16 protein-coding genes, 2 tRNA genes and 1 pseudogene are annotated in these 19570 nt (G+C 41.3%); 11 read left to right on the top strand and 8 right to left on the bottom strand.

What is annotated here, in order from left to right; all coding sequences use genetic code 11:
* Positions 1–39 precede the first annotated feature (39 nt).
* From V7K61_RS20385 to V7K61_RS20365, 5 genes are all read left to right on the top strand, one after another.
* A complete protein-coding gene (locus tag V7K61_RS20385) occupies positions 40–309 on the top strand; it encodes a hypothetical protein (RefSeq protein WP_094348081.1) in 270 nt (89 codons plus the stop codon).
* A 468-nt stretch (positions 310–777) separates the two neighbouring features.
* Positions 778–1050: a GlsB/YeaQ/YmgE family stress response membrane protein gene (locus V7K61_RS20380; protein ID WP_094348080.1), complete on the top strand. Its 273-nt coding sequence runs from the start codon at positions 778–780 to the stop codon at positions 1048–1050.
* Positions 1051–1453: 403 nt separating this feature from the next.
* Positions 1454–3136: a DUF262 domain-containing protein gene (locus tag V7K61_RS20375; RefSeq protein ID WP_335056019.1), complete on the top strand. Its 1683-nt coding sequence runs from the start codon at positions 1454–1456 to the stop codon at positions 3134–3136.
* Positions 3137–3504: 368 nt separating this feature from the next.
* Positions 3505–4332 (top strand): metallophosphoesterase, encoded by an 828-nt coding sequence (locus tag V7K61_RS20370; RefSeq protein ID WP_335056017.1) that lies wholly within the window; start codon positions 3505–3507, stop codon positions 4330–4332.
* A gap of 218 nt (positions 4333–4550) precedes the next feature.
* The gene (locus V7K61_RS20365) at positions 4551–5384 is read left to right on the top strand and encodes a metallophosphoesterase (RefSeq protein WP_335056015.1); all 834 of its coding nucleotides are present in this window, start codon (positions 4551–4553) and stop codon (positions 5382–5384) included.
* A 631-nt stretch (positions 5385–6015) separates the two neighbouring features.
* Here the strand turns inward: V7K61_RS20365 and V7K61_RS20360 are convergent.
* The 3 genes from V7K61_RS20360 to V7K61_RS20350 form a co-directional block, all read right to left on the bottom strand.
* Positions 6016–6765, bottom strand: a complete 750-nt coding sequence (locus V7K61_RS20360; protein ID WP_335056013.1) for a hypothetical protein — start codon at positions 6763–6765, stop codon at positions 6016–6018.
* Positions 6766–7060: 295 nt separating this feature from the next.
* A complete protein-coding gene (locus V7K61_RS20355; RefSeq protein WP_335056011.1) occupies positions 7061–8539 on the bottom strand; it encodes a DnaJ domain-containing protein in 1479 nt (492 codons plus the stop codon).
* Positions 8540–8630: 91 nt separating this feature from the next.
* The gene (locus V7K61_RS20350; RefSeq protein WP_335056009.1) at positions 8631–9242 is read right to left on the bottom strand and encodes a DnaJ domain-containing protein; all 612 of its coding nucleotides are present in this window, start codon (positions 9240–9242) and stop codon (positions 8631–8633) included.
* A 29-nt stretch (positions 9243–9271) separates the two neighbouring features.
* Between V7K61_RS20350 and V7K61_RS20345 the strand changes: the two genes are divergently transcribed.
* The 5 genes from V7K61_RS20345 to trxA all read left to right on the top strand — a co-directional run bounded on the left by V7K61_RS20345 (position 9272) and on the right by trxA (position 13393).
* Positions 9272–10369 (top strand): tocopherol cyclase family protein, encoded by a 1098-nt coding sequence (locus tag V7K61_RS20345; RefSeq protein WP_335056007.1) that lies wholly within the window; start codon positions 9272–9274, stop codon positions 10367–10369.
* A 33-nt stretch (positions 10370–10402) separates the two neighbouring features.
* A tRNA-Arg gene (locus tag V7K61_RS20340) sits at positions 10403–10476 on the top strand.
* A 409-nt stretch (positions 10477–10885) separates the two neighbouring features.
* Positions 10886–11416, top strand: coding sequence for a YdcF family protein (locus V7K61_RS20335; protein ID WP_099101842.1), 531 nt, complete (start codon positions 10886–10888; stop codon positions 11414–11416).
* A 149-nt stretch (positions 11417–11565) separates the two neighbouring features.
* Positions 11566–12729 (top strand): GuaB3 family IMP dehydrogenase-related protein, encoded by a 1164-nt coding sequence (locus tag V7K61_RS20330; protein WP_335056005.1) that lies wholly within the window; start codon positions 11566–11568, stop codon positions 12727–12729.
* A 340-nt stretch (positions 12730–13069) separates the two neighbouring features.
* Positions 13070–13393, top strand: a complete 324-nt coding sequence (gene trxA / locus V7K61_RS20325) for a thioredoxin (RefSeq protein WP_104909616.1) — start codon at positions 13070–13072, stop codon at positions 13391–13393.
* A gap of 148 nt (positions 13394–13541) precedes the next feature.
* Here trxA and V7K61_RS20320 read toward each other — a convergent pair.
* Positions 13542–13625 (bottom strand): annotated as a pseudogene (locus V7K61_RS20320) (MarC family protein); the annotation flags it as partial.
* Positions 13626–14176: 551 nt separating this feature from the next.
* Between V7K61_RS20320 and V7K61_RS20315 the strand changes: the two are divergent.
* Entirely contained in the window at positions 14177–14989 is an 813-nt protein-coding gene (locus V7K61_RS20315) for a carbon-nitrogen hydrolase family protein (protein ID WP_335056003.1), read from the top strand.
* A gap of 429 nt (positions 14990–15418) precedes the next feature.
* Here the strand turns inward: V7K61_RS20315 and fba are convergent, their stop codons facing one another.
* The 4 genes from fba to pdhA form a co-directional block, all read right to left on the bottom strand.
* A complete protein-coding gene (fba, locus tag V7K61_RS20310) occupies positions 15419–16498 on the bottom strand; it encodes a class II fructose-bisphosphate aldolase (RefSeq protein ID WP_094348068.1) in 1080 nt (359 codons plus the stop codon).
* A gap of 337 nt (positions 16499–16835) precedes the next feature.
* Positions 16836–16907, bottom strand: a tRNA-Lys gene (locus V7K61_RS20305).
* A 61-nt stretch (positions 16908–16968) separates the two neighbouring features.
* Positions 16969–17838, bottom strand: coding sequence for an aldose epimerase family protein (locus V7K61_RS20300; protein ID WP_335056001.1), 870 nt, complete (start codon positions 17836–17838; stop codon positions 16969–16971).
* Between the two features lie 100 nt (positions 17839–17938).
* On the bottom strand, positions 17939–18973 hold the full coding sequence (gene pdhA, locus V7K61_RS20295) for a pyruvate dehydrogenase (acetyl-transferring) E1 component subunit alpha (RefSeq protein WP_190940265.1): 1035 nt from the start codon (positions 18971–18973) through the stop codon (positions 17939–17941).
* Positions 18974–19570: the final 597 nt, after the last annotated feature.

The following is a 19570-nucleotide window of genomic DNA, read 5'->3' as shown; positions in this document are numbered from 1 at the left end:
ATTAATGCCTCAGCATTTGGGTCTAAAGGAGTAATTAAAATGACAATTGCACGACAAAACACAGCAGCATCCTTAGCAATCACCATTCACGATTCCGAAAGCGTCGATATAGCTAGCTTATGGAAGCTTGTGCGACTAGGTGCAAATGGATTTTGGTGGCGCACCAAGTCATATACAACGATTCTGGGCGTCATGCTGCTGACTTTAGTAAGTCTGATTTTCCTAAGTATGCATTGGTCTTACCGCAGACTGTTCCCATTGATCGGCCATCGAGTCATCGGCAGCGATCGTGCAGCAATTAAAAATTAAAAACTAGACATGAACTTGTAAAGGGATAAGCGATCGTCTCAATTATCTGATTTTGCTTCCTTTACATTACTTTAGAGACAGTCTCTAAAAACTCAGCTTAATTCTTCTAGTAGAGGAGAGAGCTAATTAAAAATGCATATACTGCAATTAACCAAGCAATAGTTTATATAAGCCCCTAGTTAAAGACCTACTAGGAGCTTTTTTTTAATTGACTATCTACCTCAAATGGGTCATCTAGCAGTAGTCAGACAGCTTGGGACATTAGCAAATCCTAAGATAACGGCTGTCACAGCTATCCATAGCGGACTTGTCCTAAGCTGGATGTTAGCCGCAATATATCAAAAAGCTTAGTAGCAATTAAACTATTCCTAATGGATATTCATAATTAATTCTGATGGTAGATTAAGTCAGAAATGAAGATCGTTAATATGTAGTTGTAAGTCAAAAACGTTTACCAACTTAACAACAATGAATATTCTTGCTTGGATTGTTTTAGGTCTAATTGCTGGTGCGATCGCAAAAGCTATCTACCCTGGTCATCAAGGTGGCGGAATTCTAGGAACAATTGTGTTAGGAATTATCGGTGCTTTTGTTGGCGGTAGTTTAGGTGTATTTTTCAGTACGGGAACTTTATCTCTAGCAGCTCCTAGTCTCAGCATTCCAGGTATTGCGGTAGCAGTTCTTGGTGCGATTGTCGCAGTTTTCCTGTGGAATTTATTAACCAACCGCAGTGCTGTATAAAAAATTGCGGTAAATCAATGACAAAGATTTAGCAAATTCATTTAACTATTTTTAACTGTGAATTAAATTAAAAAAATAGCGCCACCATAATGACAGGTAGGCGTTATTTTTTTGATTATTTTGCATAAAACTATCAAAATTAGCCTTAGTAGGGCGTGTTAGGGCTTGGAGGGTGTTTAAAATAAGAAAATCTACCGAATTTAGCACAGGTATTGCTAAAAATTCTATAAGAAGATTAGCGATCGCTAAGTGTAGATTTTTCTATTGTCCTTAATAAATGCTTATTTTCCCCAAGCCCTACAAAAAACTGAACAATACTACAACGACCTGAAATATTGCTGTATTTAATGGGAAAACTAACTTTAGTAAAGTGCAGTCTACTATCCCACTAAAGCAGGTAAATATGAGCGCGGTTAAAATTCAAGCTACTGATTATCCTATCTCTAAAGTATTTAGCAACGATTTTGTCTTCACTATTCCTCTATATCAGCGTCCCTATGCATGGACAACCGAACAAGCTGGAGAACTACTTGAAGATTTAATTACTGCTTTAGGAGACAGTGACGATAAAATTGATGAGATAAACCCATATTTCTTAGGAAATATTGTACTCATAAAAGGAGATAAACGAGATGCCCAGGTTGTGGATGGTCAACAGCGTTTGACTACACTTACTATACTGCTAGCTGCTTTACGGACATGCGTTTCTAAAGAACACATACATATATTAACAAGATATCTTTACGAAAAAGATGATTTTGATCCTGATGATAACGTTTACCGTTTGAATTTGCGTGAGCGAGATGCACAGTTTTTTAAAGAATATATTCAGGATGAAGGTGGAATTGATAAACTGAAAAATTTACATAGTGCCAAACTATCAGATAGTCGTAAAAACATAAAAGAAAATACATTATTATTTGTAAAACGCTTACAGCTATTTACTAATAATCAGCTTCTACGCCTAACTCAATTCATAATTAAACGATGTTTTTTAGTAGTAGTTTCTACTCCAGATATTGACTCTGCATATCGAATATTTTCCGTAATTAATAATCGAGGAATGGATTTGTCTCATGCTGATATATTGAAAGCTGAAATTATTGGTAAAATTTCTCTTGAACAACAGGATAAATATAGTAAAAAATGGGAAGAGCTAGAAGAAAAACTGGGACGTGATATATTCAAAAGCTTATTCTCTCACATTAGAATGATTAATGCCAAATCCAAGCCCCGTGAAAGTATACTTAAGGAATTCCTAAATGATATTAAACCAATCCACGATCCTCAGCAGTTAATTGATAAAACACTAATTCCTTTCGGTGAAGCTTTTTATGACATTAATAATCAAGCTTATCACAGTGATATTTTATCTGAAAAAGTAAACCAATTTTTTAGATGGTTACAGCTTATTGATAATTCTGACTGGATACCTCCAGCTATTTTGTACCTTTCTCGGAATTACAGCAATCCTGAATTGTTAGTGAGGTTTTTCACAGATTTAGATCGCCTCGCTTCAGGTTTAATGATTCAACGAGCTAATATTAATGAACGCATAGAACGTTACAGCAAGTTGCTGTATGCTATCGAGATTGGAGAAGATTTGTACGCATCTCATTCACCGCTGCAATTGAAAATGGAAGAAAAGCAATATATTCTCAAAATACTGAATGATGACCTTTATTTAATGAAGAAAATTCGACTTTATGTTTTAATTCGCTTAGATACTGCATTGTCGGAAGGAAAAGCTTCGTATCACTTCCATAACATTACTATTGAGCATGTGCTTCCGCAAAATCCCATTTCTAATAGTGTGTGGGAAAAATGGTTTGCCACTCAGGAAGAACGCGATCAATATGTTAATCGTATAGGAAATTTAGTTTTGCTCTCTTCCTATAAAAATAGTCAAGCCCAAAACTACGATTTTGAACTGAAAAAGCAGAAGTATTTCACTACGAAAACAGGTGTTTCAAATTTTGCGCTAACTACACAAGTGCTGATGGAAAAAGAATGGACACCTGAAGTTATCAATAAACGCCAGGAACAACTAATTGATAAACTGAAACAAGTTTGGCGTTTACAGTAGTAAATTGCACGTGCGTAGACCCATAGAGCAAAACCGAAGACATTCTGCTTTCGAGCTTGTTGTTAGACATCGCATCCAGAATTATACAGAAATTTGGAAAGCGATATCTTCTCTGCCATACGTTACGCATAGCTTGCTTCCTCGTAGGGGTACGATGGGCTACGCCTACGCAGACTAACTCTAATATTAATTAGTATTTTTGTACAAAATAAATTAATAGTAAATTTGTTTTTGATTTAACTAAGTATAAATACACTAAAATCTACAGCTTTCATAAAATTCTCAATAAGTTGCACTGGCCGCTACACACAAACCAACAATGTTCAGTTAAGCTGTAAGCGCTATGATTAAGCTTTATTGAACGTTTTATGCATTGGTTGTTATCTGGGCCGTTGAGTACAGAAGCATTGACGGTTAACATTGCAGGGTTGCCTGCATCGTTACAAGGTAAAAAGCTGGTGCAGTTGTCAGATTTTCACTACGATGGTTTGCGGCTGTCGGCAGAGATGTTAGAAAAAGCGATCGCAGTGACTAACGAAGCTAAACCAGATTTAATTTTATTAACTGGTGACTACATAACTGACGATCCGTCGCCAATTCACCAACTGGTACTTCGACTCAAACATCTGCAAAGTCGCAGTGGTATCTATGCTATCCTTGGCAATCACGATATATATAAACACGCAAAAGCAGAAGTTACAGAAGCCCTTACTAGCATCGGAATTCACGTTCTTTGGAACGAAATTGCCTATCCACTAGGAAAAGAATTACCACTCGTTGGACTGGCTGATTATTGGTCACGGGAGTTTCACCCCGCAACACTTATGAACCAGCTAAACCCCGACACACCCTGCATTGTTTTATCCCACAACCCGGATACTGCGGAGATATTACAAACATGGCGAGTTGATTTACAATTATCTGGTCATACTCACGGTGGTCAAATCGTGATTCCCGGAATTGGCCCTGCGGCGTTGTTTTACGAAAAGCTTGTAAAAAAAATACCCAGAAAAGTGAGGCGTCGATTCCCATTTTTAGAAGTAAATGTTTCTGTAGTCAAGCATTGGGAATGGGCGCAGGGTTTGCATCGGCTAGGTAAAAATCAGCTATATGTCAATCGTGGTTTGGGAACTTACCTCCCAGGACGCTTATTTTGCCCTCCAGAAGTTACTATAATCACTCTACAAGGTGAGTAGATAATTTCAAATTCAAAATAAAAGAACGCAATCACAGCAGGTATTCTGGCTAATGAGTGCTTACAAACTCAATCAGAACCTGCTTAGTTTCATCGCAGAATTTAAATCAATGAATTAATTGTATCTGGGGTAGATGACATAAATTATTGCATTTTATCAAGTTACATTTTTATTTTTGGTAAGCTGTAAGCGCTGGTATGAGGAGTATCGGTTGACTTATGCATTGGTTGTTTACAGGACATTTAAGAGTAGATAAAATAACGGTTAAGATTGCGGAACTTCCTGCATCTTTACAAGGTACAACGTTAGTACAGTTATCAGATTTTCACTACGATGGTTTGCGACTGTCGGAAGAGATGTTAGAAAAAGCGATCGCACTTACTAATGAAGCTGAACCAGATTTAATTCTATTAACTGGTGACTACGTAACTGACGATCCCACACCAATCCATCAATTGGTGCTTCGACTCAAACATCTGCAAAGTCGCTGTGGTATCTACGCCGTACTTGGGAACCACGATATTTATTACAGCCACTCCAAAGTAGAAGTTACACAAGCTTTAACTAGCATTGGGGTTCATGTACTTTGGAATGAAATCGCCTATCCACTAGGAAAAGAATTACCATTGGTAGGACTAGCTGATTATTGGTCACGGGAATTCTACCCCGCACCAGTGATGAATCAACTAGACTCGATGACACCGCGCATTGTTTTATCCCATAACCCAGATACAGCCAAGATATTGCAACAATGGCGCGTAGATTTGCAACTATCTGGTCATACCCACGGTGGTCACATCGTCATTCCGGGCATTGGCCCTCTAGTACTCTATTACAAAAAGCTACTCAAACAAATTCCCAAAAAATTACGGCGTTGGGTAACATTTTTATTAGGAGACTGCTCGAAAGTAGTTCGATATTGGGAGTGGGCGCAAGGGTTTCACAAGGTGGAAGAAAATCAACTATATGTCAATCGTGGTTTAGGAACTTATAAACCAGGACGTTTATTTTGTCCGCCAGAGGTGACTGTAATTACCTTAATTAGTCATTAACAATAAATAAAGAATTCAAAATCCAGAATTTATAAGGAGTTTAGCCTGATACACTCATTCATCAAATATTCTCATGATTCTTTAATTATTCTGACTCCTGAATTCTGACTCCTGAATTCTTACTAACAAACTCAAAGCAGAAACCGCCTGAAGCTACGATGGATAAATCTCAATAGCTTGGGGCGGTTCCTTGAAGATTGGAGAATTCAGAAATGACTAACTCAAAATAAGGTGGACAGTATTCGCGATCGCTTTACTCAGAATTGCACATCCTTACATTCCAACTAGGCAGGCATTTTCTGGCTGTGCGTTCTAAAACCTCCAAAACAACTCATTGAACTTAAGGCAAAAACACATTCATTCAACGGATGCCACAACCAATCATAGCGATCGCGAGAAGATTAGAGCAGGAGGCACAGGCTCTAACTTGAAAGTTTTTGTTTAACTTTTAACCTGTTTGTACCTTGGTCTTAATCTAGCATTGTGTTTGTTTAGCTACAAGACACGTTTACTAAACTTGAATACCATTAATTTATCGCAACAATTCAGAAATATTACTTAAAAATTGTCCCACTTGATAATATTGGCATTCACGCCAACATTACCAAGTGGGCTGAAAGTTCAGAAGCTTTTATTGACCAGAACCGCCTGCGGTAGAAGAACCACTATTAGATGTACTGTTTGACTGGTCTACTCCTTGAGGTGTAGTGGTTTTAGAAGTGTCACTTTTCGTACCAGGAGCAACAGTATTAGTAGAACTATCGTTCTGCGAAGCCGGAGTATTGGTAGTTGGACTCGTCGCCGGACTTTGTGTCGCTTTAGGGGCTGGCTGGGTTACAGAAGGTGCTTTTTCTGCCGCAGGCTGCTGGGGCGGAATAGTAATGTTAATATCCGGTTGGCGAGGTGCAGAGGGAGGTGTAACCTGTTGTTGGGGAACAGGAACAGGAACAGCAACAGGTACAGGTACTTCCCTAGTTCTTTCGATTATCGTCGTTGGTTGAGGAGATGCACTGGGAGTTGGATTACTCTTACTCGGTACAGGAACCACGACCGGCACAGCATTGTTAACCGCTGCGTTATTCTGCTGGTTGAAGTACCAAACCCCACCTATAACCAAACCAAGCAGGGAAGTAATGATAATACCTAACAGCAAACCACCACTAGCATTGTTTTCATCACGCTGGGCTAAATCTGCTTGATTGCTACGCTCAACATTTCGACCTTGTACATAACCGTTGGTGTAAGAGTTGGGATTAGCTGTATTGTTCTTGACTGTTTCAGTGGTTCGCGTCAAGTCAGTGTGAGTATTACCATTAATATCAGTGTAAGATTCTTGCTTGACTTCACTGTTTTTACTTTCGCGTTCATTGGGAATAGACATAGCCGTTTATTTCACTCCTCGATATGATGTTGACAAACTAAAAACTTTGTAAAAACAAGAGGTTTTACTGAGTTGAAAAATATATGTTGCTGATAAATGTTGGGTTTTATTTGCTACGCGATTGTTGGTGATTATCAGCATAACCTCTGAGATCGGCAAGTGGCTCTATCTGTAGGAAGTTAATACTTAATCAAGAGAAAGAGTATCCCAAAGATGGATGTTATTAAACTGTCAATTAATGGATTGATAAAAAATCTGGCAATTTGCTTCAAGTCTCTAAATTTTGAATTTGTCGTTAGATATCGCATCGCCAAAGCTTAATGGTCATATCTCGACTACCGCTAACCAAAGTTTTGCCATCAGGACTGAAAGCGACAGAATTAACCCAATCTGAATGGTTATCCAGCGTGTAAAGTTCTTGTCCTGTATTGACATCCCATAGCTTCACAGTACAATCTGCACTACCACTAACAAGATGCTGACCATCGGGACTAAAAGCGATCGCACAAACATAGCTGCGATGTCCGGCAAGAGTATTAATTAGCTTACCTGTATTGATGTTCCATAGCTTGATAGTTTGGTCATAACTGCCACTAGCTAAAATTTGCCCATCAAGGCTAATAGCAACACACATCACCCAACCTGAATGCCCGTTGAGAGTTTGCAGCAGTTTGTTACTCTTCAAATTCCACAGCTTAATGGTATTATCCGCACCGCCACTTACAAAAACCTGTTGTTTTGGGCAAATAGCAAGGGAGTAAACCAAGCCAGAATGACCTTTGAGGACTTGCAGTAATTGCCCCATCTCTATATGAGAAACCTTGATAGTAGTATCTGTACCACCACTCAGGATAGTTTGACCATCTGGACTAATGATTACAGAAAAAACTGAGGTTGAATGTACTTTGAGTGTCTTAAGTAATTTCCCTATAGACACTTGCCAAATCATTATGCTGCTGTCATCACTGCCACTAACCAGAGTTTGGCTATCTGGGCTAAAGGCTAGGCATCTTACCCATTTTGTATGACTAGTGAGAGTATGTAGTAATTTGCCTGTGTCTAGATGCCAAATCTTGATACTATTATCACTACTTCCACTAGCCAAAGTTTGCCCATCTGGACTGATTGCAGTTGTAAAAACCCAGTTTAGATGAGTCAGCGTGTGTACACATTTCCACGGTGAAGGTTGAGACTGTGATTCAGGTGGTGGTGTTGGCGTTGGTGGCTTTGGCGGTGGCGATGTTGGTTTGGGTGGTGGTGTTGGTGGCTTTGGCGGTGGTGATGTCGGTTTGGGTGCTGCTTTTTTCTGTTTCAGTTCCAGTTCTATAGAATTTTTCAAATCTGACTTGGCTCTATTTTCGTATCCTAGTTTCGAGCAAGCAAGCCCTCGGTATTTATAGGCTTCAAAGTAGTTTGGGTTGAGACGAATCGCTTGGGTAAAGTCTTCTATTGCTTCACTATATTTTCCTCTTTGAGCTTTCTCCATGCCCAGTTTGTAGAAGCTTTCAGCATTGGATGGAGTGAAATCAATTTTGGTAGAAGTGCAAGCAGATTGATTTTTCTCATTTGGCTGATAAGACTTTAAGCTTTCATAAGCTTGATTGATTTCTTTGATTTTTTCTTCTGCTTCTAGCTTTTGCTGCGCTTCAAAAAAACAATCTGGATGCCAAGTCTTAGCCATCTGGCGGTAAGCTTGCTTGACCTCATCAGCAGATGCACCTGGTTTTAACCCAAGGATATCGTAAATATGATTTATATCGAGGCGATCGCTCATACTAAGAAATCAGCAGCAAATCTTACTACACTTAGTATTCCCAGATATAAGTATTATCTAACTCTAGGTCTGGTGTCGCCGTCTGAAGTCCTTATCTCCAACGCCGATTTAGCCGCAGTAAACTTTTTATCCTCTGACAAAATCTTTCTACCAGAGGTCTAGGTTTTGATACATATCTCGGCGATCGCGATCTACGCGTACTCCCCGGATTTCTTAACTCTTCTTCTATTTGTGCAGCTTTATTTAAATCTGAAGCGGCTCTATATTCGTATCCCAATTGTGAGCAAACTAGCCCACGATATTTATACGCGTCGATATAGTGAGGATTGAGACGAATTGCGTGGGTAAAATCTGCGATCGCATCCTCATATCTTCCTTGAGTAGCATTTTCTACTCCTAAAGTATAGAAAGTTTCTGCATCCCAACGATTGACAGATATTTTTGGGGGATTTTTAGGCGAAGATGAAGATGGATTTTCAGGAATAGGAGGCTCAGATGGAATTTCAGATTTGAGCCTGTTGTAAGCTGCGTTGATTGATTTGATTTTTTCCTCAGCTTCCTGTTTTTGCTTTTGATCGACAAAGCGATCGGGATGCCAAATTTTCACCAGTTTACGGTAAGTTCGCTTCACCTGTGCTTGAGAAGCACCGGGTTTCAGCCCAAGAATTTCATAAGCATCATTGATATCAAAGACATCGCGCATACTGAAAAAATCGGCAACTATCTAAACCTATGTTAACTATTCCCATAAATCCTCTCCAATCAATCCAAACGCCCCATTCTGGTTATCACTGGGATGGCAGTAGCCGTCGCTTCTTTGAAGGGTGGTATTACCGCGTCACGTTGCCGGAAATTGGGCAAACATTCGCCTTTATGTACTCTATTGAAGATCCCATCGGCGGTAAACCTTACAGTGGCGGTGCAGCCCAAATCCTCGGCCCGGATGATGAGTACCTCTGCCGTACTTTTCCTGATGTCAACAAATTTTGGGGTAGTCGGGATGTTTTGGGTTTAGGTCATTGGGGTAAAAATAATTTGCAAGTTTCTCCCCTATACCTCCTGCCAGCAGAGTTTGAGTATCATGTTCAAGAGGGATATCAAGCTACAGCCACCTTGAATCAGGGAATAATTCGCGATCGCGCCACCAATAATTATTGCCGTTGGCAGTATGAAATTCAACCAGTATACGGTTGGGGCAATCAAAATGGCATTCAGCAATCAACCGCAGGCTGGCTGTCATTCTTGCAGATTTTTGAACCTGGATGGCAAATTTTGATGGCTCACGGTTTAGCCAGTGGGAAGATTGACTGGAATGGCAAAATCTACGAATTCACTAATGCCCCAGCCTACGGCGAGAAAAATTGGGGTGGTGCTTTTCCTCAGAAATGGTTTTGGATAAACTGTAATTGCTTCGAGGGCGAACCTGACTTAGCATTAACTGCTGGCGGTGGACGGCGGGGTGTGCTGTGGTGGATGGAATCTGTAGCGATGATTGGACTGCACTATCAAGGCAAGTTTTATGAATTTGTTCCCTGGAATTCACAAGTAGAGTGGGAAATTCAGCCTTGGGGTAGATGGCAAATGAAAGCTAGCAATTCTAGTTATGAAATTGAATTAACAGGAATCACAGATTTACCTGGTACACCTCTACGTGCGCCGACAGCAGAAGGTTTAAGATACTGTTGCCGAGACACCATGCAAGGAAAACTAAATTTAGAGTTACGAGAACTAAATGGCAGAAAATCTAAAATAATTCTAAAAGCCGAAAGTTTTCTTTGTGGTTTAGAAGTAGGCGGCGGCTCTTGGGATAATTTTTGGCAGTCTCCCTAAAACTACTGCTATAATTATATATGCTTCGCAGTTGGGGTTGTAGCTCAGTTGGATAGAGCGGACGCCTCCTAAGCGTCAGGTCGTGCGTTCAAGTCGCACCAGTCCCGTTATATTCAGACAATTTATATATACAGCACTTAATATGGTAATAGCATTGCTGTGACCGTAATAGTAGTACGCCTGTTCGCCCAAGTCGGGATATCCGTCCACGCGACTGGCTGCTGATTCTGTGCAATTGAGAACTACTATATAAAGTGGTTAAAACCCTTTGATGAATCGTCCGATATCGGTTAGGATAATCCATCAATTAGAGGAAAAACTCCAGGCACGCTTAATCGCGCTGCTACACGAAAACCAACCAAATTTATATTTGGGCAGAATTTCGGCAGATTCTTGGGAAGTTTGCTACTCTACTATGAATTGTTTTTTCTTATATCCAGAGAAAATTGTGTACTAAGTAAATTAAGTTATTGAGCCTTGAATAAGCTACTCTTTACAAATAAATCTTTTCGTTTTATGGCTTTTGTCCTACCAATATTTATGTGGTGGGGATACAAAGAAGTACAAAACCAATTTGTGCAGCCGCAAGCAGTTGTAGTGTTAGGTGGTTCAACGAGACATTTAGAGCGAGAAAAATTTACAGCAAAATTCGTTCGCGAGCATCCAAATATACCGATTTGGATTACAGGCGGCAGTCCACGTACATTCACCCAAAGAGTGTTTACCAAAGCTGGTGTTGATCCTCAACGTTTACACTTGGATTATGAAGCAGTAGATACAGTTACTAATTTTACTACTTTGGTAGATGATTTGCAAGCTCGCGGTATTAAGAGCGTTTATTTGATTACTTCCGACTTCCACATGCGCCGGGCTTGTGTCATCGGCGAAATTATTTTAGGTAGTCGGGGTATTTATTTAAAACCAGTGCCAGTTCCTTCCGAAAAACCCCCTGAATCTATCGAAAAATCTGTTCGTGATGGAGCTAGAGCGATAATTTGGTTAGCAACTGGTTACACTGGTGTGGATGCCGCTAAAAATAAACGGTAAATAAAACTAATTTTGGATTTTTAATCGGTCAAAATCCAAATGACTAATGACGGTTGTCATTAGTCACTTATATGGTTCGGGAAAAAAATACCCCAAATTTCCCCACAATTTGATACCCTAGCTTAAACAGATTTGAGTAAAGTTAAAGCGTGGAAATTCAACTTGGGCGGGGAAAAACAGCTCGCAGAGCTTACGGAATAGATGAAATTGCTCTAGCCCCTGGTAATAGAACACTAGACCCCAGCTTGGCAGATACTAAGTGGCGTATTGGCAATATTGAGCGAGAAATCCCGATAATTGCTAGTGCTATGGATGGCGTAGTAGATGTTCGTATGGCTGTGCGTTTGTCACAGTTAGGAGCATTAGGTGTCCTCAATTTAGAGGGTATTCAAACTCGCTATGCAGACCCAGAGCCAATATTAGATCGGATTGCCTCTGTGGGGAAAGATGAATTTGTTGCCCTCATGCAAGAACTCTATGCCGAACCAATAAAACCGAAATTAATTGAACAACGTATTCAGGAAATTAAACAACAAGGTGGCATTGCAGCGGTGAGTGCGACTCCAGCCGGTGCAAGTAAATACGGTGAGGCAGTGGCAAAAGCTGGGGCAGATTTATTTTTTGTCCAAGCTACGGTAGTTTCTACTGCACATCTGTCACCAGAGTCTTTAGTACCACTCGATTTAGCAGAATTTTGTCGTTCCATGCCCATCCCCGTGGTGTTGGGGAATTGTGTGACTTACGAAGTCACGTTGAATTTGTTGAAAGCTGGGGCAGCTGGGGTACTGGTGGGAATTGGGCCGGGTGCTGCTTGTACTTCTCGTGGGGTGTTGGGTGTGGGTGTGCCACAGGCAACTGCGATCGCAGATTGTGCCGCAGCACGAGATGATTACTACAACGAAACTGGCAACTATATCCCCATTATTGCTGATGGCGGTTTAATCACCGGTGGCGACATTTGCAAATGCATCGCCTGTGGTGCAGATGGTGTGATGATTGGCTCCCCCTTTGCTAGAGCCACAGAAGCCCCAGGACGAGGTTATCATTGGGGTATGGCGACTCCCAGCCCAGTCTTGCCCCGTGGCACCCGCATTCGCGTTGGCAGCACTGGTAGCCTAGAGCAAATACTCATTGGCCCAGCAGGACTAGATGATGGTACTCACAATCTTTTAGGAGCCTTAAAGACCAGTATGGGCACTTTGGGAGCGAAAAATATTAAAGAAATGCAGCAGGTGGAAGTTGTGATTGCACCTTCTTTATTAACCGAAGGCAAAGTTTACCAAAAAGCTCAACAATTAGGTATGGGGAAATAAAATTAGCGACTGGGAACTGGGGACTGGGTAATGGAAAAGGGTTATTTTAATCCTAATTCCTAATCCCTAATCCCCAATAATCCTTCAATAAATTTTTCTGGCCCCTAAACAATTGCTGGAAAAATCCGATATGTCGCTTACAATAGAGATAGCGGAGACGCATGTTTCCGTTCACTCCTCACACCACACTCCGCCCGGACTATTGTTCGGGCGGTTCCTTATGTTTGTAAATAAATTCTAGAGCTTCTTTGCAAATGTACATCCTCGCACTCCCAAGCTGAGGTTTTTGCTATGGTAGAATTTTCACCAAGTTCAGATATTATTGGCGAAGGTTTTAGGCATGTCAACAGCCGCACAAGTTACCGATTCTAGTTTCAAGCAAGAAGTACTCGACAGCGATGTACCAGTTTTAGTTGACTTTTGGGCACCCTGGTGCGGACCATGCCGTATGGTAGCTCCTGTTGTCGATGAAATCTCCGAACAGTACAAAGGTCAAATAAAGGTCGTAAAAGTCAACACAGATGAAAATCCTAATGTTGCTAGTCAGTATGGCATCCGCAGCATTCCCACATTAATGATTTTTAAGGGTGGACAAAAAGTCGATATGGTGGTTGGCGCCGTGCCTAAAACTACATTAGCTTCCACTCTCGAAAAGCATCTTTGAAACTCAATCGGCAATAAAACCCTCTTGAGTTATCCATTTTGTTCTAACTTTAAGTTAATTTTTATAAACAAGTTTGAGAGGCATGAATTTTCTGTCTCTCAAGCTTGTTTACATTTGTATACAGTTCCAGAATATTTTTAGGAGTTTTCTACCTCAAAAACAACTGCCTAATTCCCGCACTAGCAATTTCTAGCGCTAACGCCGCTAACAAAAAGCCCAAAAGCTGAGTCACGTACATTGATTCTCTACGAGAGGCTGTGCCTAGCTTGTTCCAGAGGAAGGGTATGCTCAAAATTCAAAATTAATATCAATTCTTTTTTTCAAATTGGTATAACTTGCTTCTCTGTAGGAGTATGTGTCTAGATGAATTATTCCTACGTGAATAAAGCTCAAACTCAGATATAGGAATCTGATTTAATTCTTGAACTTACTTGCTTAGGAAGGTAAGAGAGAACAGAAAAGAAGTGAATATATTTGTACTGAAGTTTTTTCGCAAATCAAATAGGAGTCCTATAGAATTGGTATAACAATCGCATAAATAAATTTAGTTACTCTGTCATACGGAAATATTCATATCAGGCGGCTTTTATCAGGGTTTGATCGCAACTCATCGCAATATTATTCAGTTTGCTAGAACCCAGAGGAAGATTAAGAGCAGCAATAAAACAAGTCTGTTAAAGAAAAGGAACCCTGATGGATTTCTAATTAAGTTCCACAGATTTTGAAGTAGCGATATATTTTGATAATCTATCTTCCATAAATCAACTGTTCGTTGTTGAATCTATGAAGTCTTATTTAGCCGCCGCTATTCAATTGACCAGTGTGCCCGATTTACATAAAAATTTGGCACAGGCAGAAGAATTAATAGAGCTTGCCGTGCGTCAAGGTGCTGAATTGGTGGGTTTGCCAGAAAACTTTTCCTATATGGGAGAAGAAAAAGATAAACTCGCACAAGGTGATGCGATCGCTCTTGAAAGTGAAAAATTTCTCAAAAAAATGGCTCAACGCTTTCAAATTACCATCTTGGGCGGCAGCTTTCCACTTCCTGTAGATAATACAGGCAAAGTTTATAACACAACTCTACTCATTGACCCTAGCGGTCAAGAGCTTGCCCGCTACTACAAAGTACACCTATTTGATGTTGATGTCCCCGACGGCAACACCTACCGCGAATCCAGCACGGTTGTGGCTGGTACGCAACTGCCCCCCGTGTATTTTTCAGAAAAGCTCGGTAATTTAGGGCTTTCTATTTGTTATGATGTCCGATTCCCAGAACTGTATCGTCATCTGGCAGATAAGGGAGCCGATGTTATATTTATTCCCGCCGCTTTTACCGCCTTTACAGGTAAAGACCACTGGCAAGTACTACTACAAGCCAGAGCCATCGAAAATACCGCCTACGTCATTGCTCCCGCCCAAACGGGGAATAACTACGCCCGTCGTCTAACCCACGGTCACGCGGTCATTATTGACCCTTGGGGTGTAATTTTAGCCGATGCTGGAGAGAAACCGGGAATTGCGATCGCAGAAATCAAACCTACTAGACTCGAACAAGTCCGCCGTCAAATGCCCTCTTTACAACATCGGGTGTTCTAGGGAGTAGAGAGCAGGGGAGGCAGGCAGGACTGTTTCATTCCCCAAAGAGCTTTAAAAATCAAGGGTTCTAGCAATTTTAAATTGGTTATTTTGTTACCAGCGTGTCGATAAAACGAACTATTTTACTGATATTTAAGTGCTTAAATGTTCATCTCATCGTCACCCTTACTGACAATTTTCTTGCTAACCATCTTGACAAATCCTGTTTGAAATGGAATGAAACAGCCCTGGGGAGGCAGGGGGAGCAGGGGGAGCAGGGGAAGAAGAACTATTGATTATCGACCAATGCCCAAGCCCCATTCCCCATTTCTAGCCCTTATGAATACAACAAAAAACCGGGTAAACACCCGGTTTCTGACAACATTCAAATCCTCAGTTTTTTAGGAGCATAGCAAGACTATGCCCCTATTTATTAGTTGGTTGTCAAAATTAAACTTTAGCAGCTGCCTTGGTAACAACGTTGAGTTCACCTTTAGCATACTTAGCAGCAAAATCTTCCAAAGAAATTTGCTTAATCTTGCTGGCGTTGCCAGCTGTGCCAAATTGCTGATAGCGTTCAGCACAAACCTTCTGCATGTATGTAATAGAAGGCTTGAGGAAGTGACGGGGGTCAAACTCCTCTGGTTTTTTAGCCAAAGCTTCACGTACAGCAGCAGTAATAGCCAAACGGTTGTCGGTGTCGATATTTACCTTACGTACACCACTCTTAATCCCTTTTTGGATTTCTTCTACAGGTACACCGTAGGTTTCAGGAATTGCACCACCATATTGGTTAATCAGTGCAAGCAAATCTTCAGGTACAGAAGAAGAACCGTGCATTACCAAGTGAGTATTAGGCAGACGGCGGTGAATTTCTTCAATGCGGCTGATGGCCAAAATTTCACCAGTCGGCTTACGGGTAAACTTGTAAGCACCGTGGCTTGTGCCGATGGCAACAGCCAAAGCATCTACTTGGGTTGCTTCTACGAATTCAACAGCTTCATCGGGGTCGGTTAGCAGTTGAGAATGGTCGAGTGTACCTTCAAACCCGTGACCATCTTCAGCTTCGCCAGCACCAGTTTCTAGAGAACCCAAACAACCGAGTTCACCTTCAACGCTGACACCCAAAGCATGAGCTACGTTTACAACTTCGCGGGTAACATTAACGTTGTACTCGAAGCTAGCGGGAGTTTTCGCATCAGCTTCTAAAGAACCATCCATCATCACGCTGGTAAAGTTGTTCTTAATTGCTGAGTAGCAAGTAGCAGGTGCATTACCATGATCTTGGTGCATCACAATGGGAATGTGAGGATAGGTTTCTACCGCTGCCAAAATCAGGTGGCGGAGGAAGTTTTCTCCTGCATAAGCACGAGCGCCGCGTGAAGCTTGTAAAATTACGGGGCTATCTGTCTCGACAGCAGCTTTCAGGATCGCCTGAATCTGCTCCAAATTGTTAACGTTGAAAGCTGGGATGCCGTAACCGTTTTCAGCTGCATGATCCAACAGCAGCCGCAGTGGTACAAGCGCCATAGATAGTCCTCCTAATGTGGTTGTCAGCTAGTCGGTCTGAGAGAAGCGTAATCATTACGCTAAATCTTAAGAGTTTTTTCAACTTATAGGAAATTATAACTAGTGTGGTGTATCTATGTTGAAAAACTTTACGCCATAGTTACTATAAATATGTTCTATATTTGCTCTCTACTGTTGTACTATGCCCTACACCTGCTCTGTATTGCTGTACATTTAGCTACCCTAGAATTAGTAGCTATGGTAGCCCAGTATCCCAAATTCTCCTTCCTGCAATTACGAGGAGGAGCGATCGCCTCTTTACATCATTTAACTTTACATCATTTAATAAACTTCTATATGGGTCGCCCGGGATTCGAACCCGGAACTAATCGGTTAAAAGCCGAGTACTCTACCGTTGAGTTAGCGACCCTTTCGCTGCATTTCGCAACTTTGCAATCATAGCATATACATCTGTAGATTTGTAAAGGGGTTTAGAAAAAATTAGCCGTCAACCTTACAGATGCTGTGTGGCTAGCTCCTGGCGCTAATACAGTCAGGTTATCACCAGTATTGAGAGAGTTACGAGTCGCACTCCAAGGTTCTAGACAGTAGAATTCTTTGCCTTTGACTGTCCAAAATACCAAATAGGTAGAGAAATCATCATAATCCAACGTGAGTTTTAACTTCCGACTACGATCTATCGCGGTGGCTGATTGACTCGTTAGCTGTCCAAAGGCAAAATCAATTTCATCACGGCTAAAGTCAAAATTGCCGTCAAAAGAGTGAATTTCCTTAGTTTGATTGTCTTGATACTGCTTAGAAGGAATTTCCAACTCTAGCTGAGTTTTATCACCACACAAAAAGTAAGGATGGAAACCAGCCGAAAAGGGCATTGATGTAGATGACAAGTTTTTATACTGCTGACGGACTTCTAGGATATTACCTTGAAGTTCGTAGGTGAAAGCTAGTTGAAAATCAAAAGGATAAACAGTCTTGGTTTGCTCGTTGCTATTTAGAACGACAGTGAGGCTAGCTTTATCTTTAGTTTCTTGTTCTGTTGCTGACCACGGCAATTCACGAGCAAAACCGTGTTGCTTGAGAGTATATTTTTGACCGTTATGAGTGTAAGTATTATCTGGTAGATTGCCACAAATAGGAAACAAAATGGGATTGCCACCTCTGACACTCAACTCAGGGTGAGTAAAGCGTTCAGTATCCAGGTAGAAAATTTCTTGCCCTTGAATGCGCCAACGGGTGATGATACCGCCGCGTTCGGGTACGACTTCCAACTGAGAACCAGCGGCTTCGTCCGAAAGAATATAGGTCTTGTATTGTTGCTTTTGAACTGCAATGCTAAACACAAATTTTAGTCCTGGGTAAGGTGGAGTGCTGAGTACCTAGTGCTGAGTCCTGAGTAGAATAAAAAGCACTCAGCACTCAGCACTCATAACTCAGCACTATTTATTCGTCTTCTGCAAACACGAAACGATATAACTCGCTGGGGTCTGGTTCAGGGCTGCTTTCGGCGAATTTAACGGCCTCGTCGATTACATCCTGAATTTTACGGTCAATTGCTTTAATTTCTCCCTCATCCGCCAGATTTTGCTCCAGCAAATAAGCTGCCAACTTTTTAATTGGGTCACGGGCGAACCAAAATTCTTTCTCTGCCTTGCTTCGCATTTCATCTGGGTCAGCCAAAGAGTGACCCCGGAAGCGGTAGGTAAGCGCCTCAATTAATGTTGGCCCTTCACCTGCGCGGGCACGGGCTACAGCTTCTTGAGCCACGGCTCGGACTGCTAGTACATCCATGCCATCTACTTCCACGCCCACCATGTTAAACACACTGGCTTTTTTATAAATCTCTGGCTGGGAAGTCGCTCGTTCGTGAGACATCCCAATGGCCCACTTATTATTTTCGACCACAAACAGAATTGGCAGTTTCCATAGGGCTGCCATATTTAACGTCTCGAAAAACTGGCCATTATTAGCAGCACCATCGCCAAAAAAGCAAGCTGTCACTTGGTCAGCGTTTTTATCTCCCAGCACTTCGCGGCGGTATTTGCTTTGAAAAGCCGCTCCAGCTGCTACAGGAATTCCCTCAGCCACAAAAGCATAGCCACCCAGCAAGCGATGTTCGGCAGAAAACATGTGCATAGAACCACCGCGCCCTTTGCTGCAACCTGTGGCTTTGCCAAATAATTCTGCCATTACCTCCCTTGCTGGTACTCCCGCACTCAGAGCATGAACGTGGTCGCGGTAAGTACTACAAACGTAATCTTCACCCGGTCGCATTGACTGGACAACACCACTGCAAACGGCTTCTTGACCGTTGTACAAATGGACAAAACCAAACATTTTGCCCCTGTAGTACATTTCAGCACACTTGTCTTCAAACAAGCGCCCTAATACCATGTCCTCATACAACCGTAACCCTTCTTCTTTTGTAATATGCGTAGTAGCAGGATTAAATGTGGGTAAAGTACGCTCTTGAACCATTATTTTTGAGTATCCCTGTTGTACAACTTAAAGTTACGGTCTTAAATAAGTTGGTCTGATAACACCTCAGCTTTTAACAGGCTAGCGTTTGTAAGACTCAACAAACTTTATTTATGCACCAAAAAAGGGTCTTAGGGAATAGCTGAATTTTTAATTTTTGATTTTTAACTTTTCAGCTGATGCCCCGTGAGGATTTGACTCTAACGGCAATATTTACCGCTTTGGGTTTTTCTCTCTCACCAAAACAGTGCTGAGTACCGTTAGCGGAAGCGGGGCGTTTAGCCCGTGCTGAGTAAAAAGTAAAATTAGACCGATTAGGCATCAAATCAGTTACGAGTAGTGAGTACTTAGGAAAAGATTCACAAGTACTACGTCTTACTCATTACTTCTTACTCAGAACTCAGCACTCAAAACTCAGCACTCCCGAATATTCCCCTTCATAGACTAGCAATCAAGATAGACTGCTTTCTGCATATCCATTAACAATTTAAAAAAAAAGGAGGCAAAAACCTATAATACCCAAATAGGTAATTGTAATTAAAAGTAAATTATGATATAGTTTCATTCTCTTGTTATCAGGGTAAATCCCCAATAGTG

Source organism: Nostoc sp. (assembly GCF_036918015.1).
Taxonomy (GTDB): Bacteria; Cyanobacteriota; Cyanobacteriia; order Cyanobacteriales; family Nostocaceae; genus Nostoc.
The sequence above is the reverse complement of the archived record's forward strand: the minus strand, read 5'-3'. Positions and strand labels throughout refer to the sequence as shown.

Coding starts and splice junctions, on each gene's coding strand:
- V7K61_RS20385 (WP_094348081.1), top strand. CDS start 40: ATGACAATTGCACGACAAAACACAGCAGCATCCTTAGCAATCACCATT.
- V7K61_RS20380 (WP_094348080.1), top strand. CDS start 778: ATGAATATTCTTGCTTGGATTGTTTTAGGTCTAATTGCTGGTGCGATC.
- V7K61_RS20375 (WP_335056019.1), top strand. CDS start 1,454: ATGAGCGCGGTTAAAATTCAAGCTACTGATTATCCTATCTCTAAAGTA.
- V7K61_RS20370 (WP_335056017.1), top strand. CDS start 3,505: ATGCATTGGTTGTTATCTGGGCCGTTGAGTACAGAAGCATTGACGGTT.
- V7K61_RS20365 (WP_335056015.1), top strand. CDS start 4,551: ATGCATTGGTTGTTTACAGGACATTTAAGAGTAGATAAAATAACGGTT.
- V7K61_RS20360 (WP_335056013.1), bottom strand. CDS start 6,765: ATGTCTATTCCCAATGAACGCGAAAGTAAAAACAGTGAAGTCAAGCAA.
- V7K61_RS20355 (WP_335056011.1), bottom strand. CDS start 8,539: ATGAGCGATCGCCTCGATATAAATCATATTTACGATATCCTTGGGTTA.
- V7K61_RS20350 (WP_335056009.1), bottom strand. CDS start 9,242: ATGCGCGATGTCTTTGATATCAATGATGCTTATGAAATTCTTGGGCTG.
- V7K61_RS20345 (WP_335056007.1), top strand. CDS start 9,272: ATGTTAACTATTCCCATAAATCCTCTCCAATCAATCCAAACGCCCCAT.
- V7K61_RS20335 (WP_099101842.1), top strand. CDS start 10,886: ATGGCTTTTGTCCTACCAATATTTATGTGGTGGGGATACAAAGAAGTA.
- trxA (WP_104909616.1), top strand. CDS start 13,070: ATGTCAACAGCCGCACAAGTTACCGATTCTAGTTTCAAGCAAGAAGTA.
- V7K61_RS20315 (WP_335056003.1), top strand. CDS start 14,177: ATGAAGTCTTATTTAGCCGCCGCTATTCAATTGACCAGTGTGCCCGAT.
- fba (WP_094348068.1), bottom strand. CDS start 16,498: ATGGCGCTTGTACCACTGCGGCTGCTGTTGGATCATGCAGCTGAAAAC.
- pdhA (WP_190940265.1), bottom strand. CDS start 18,973: ATGGTTCAAGAGCGTACTTTACCCACATTTAATCCTGCTACTACGCAT.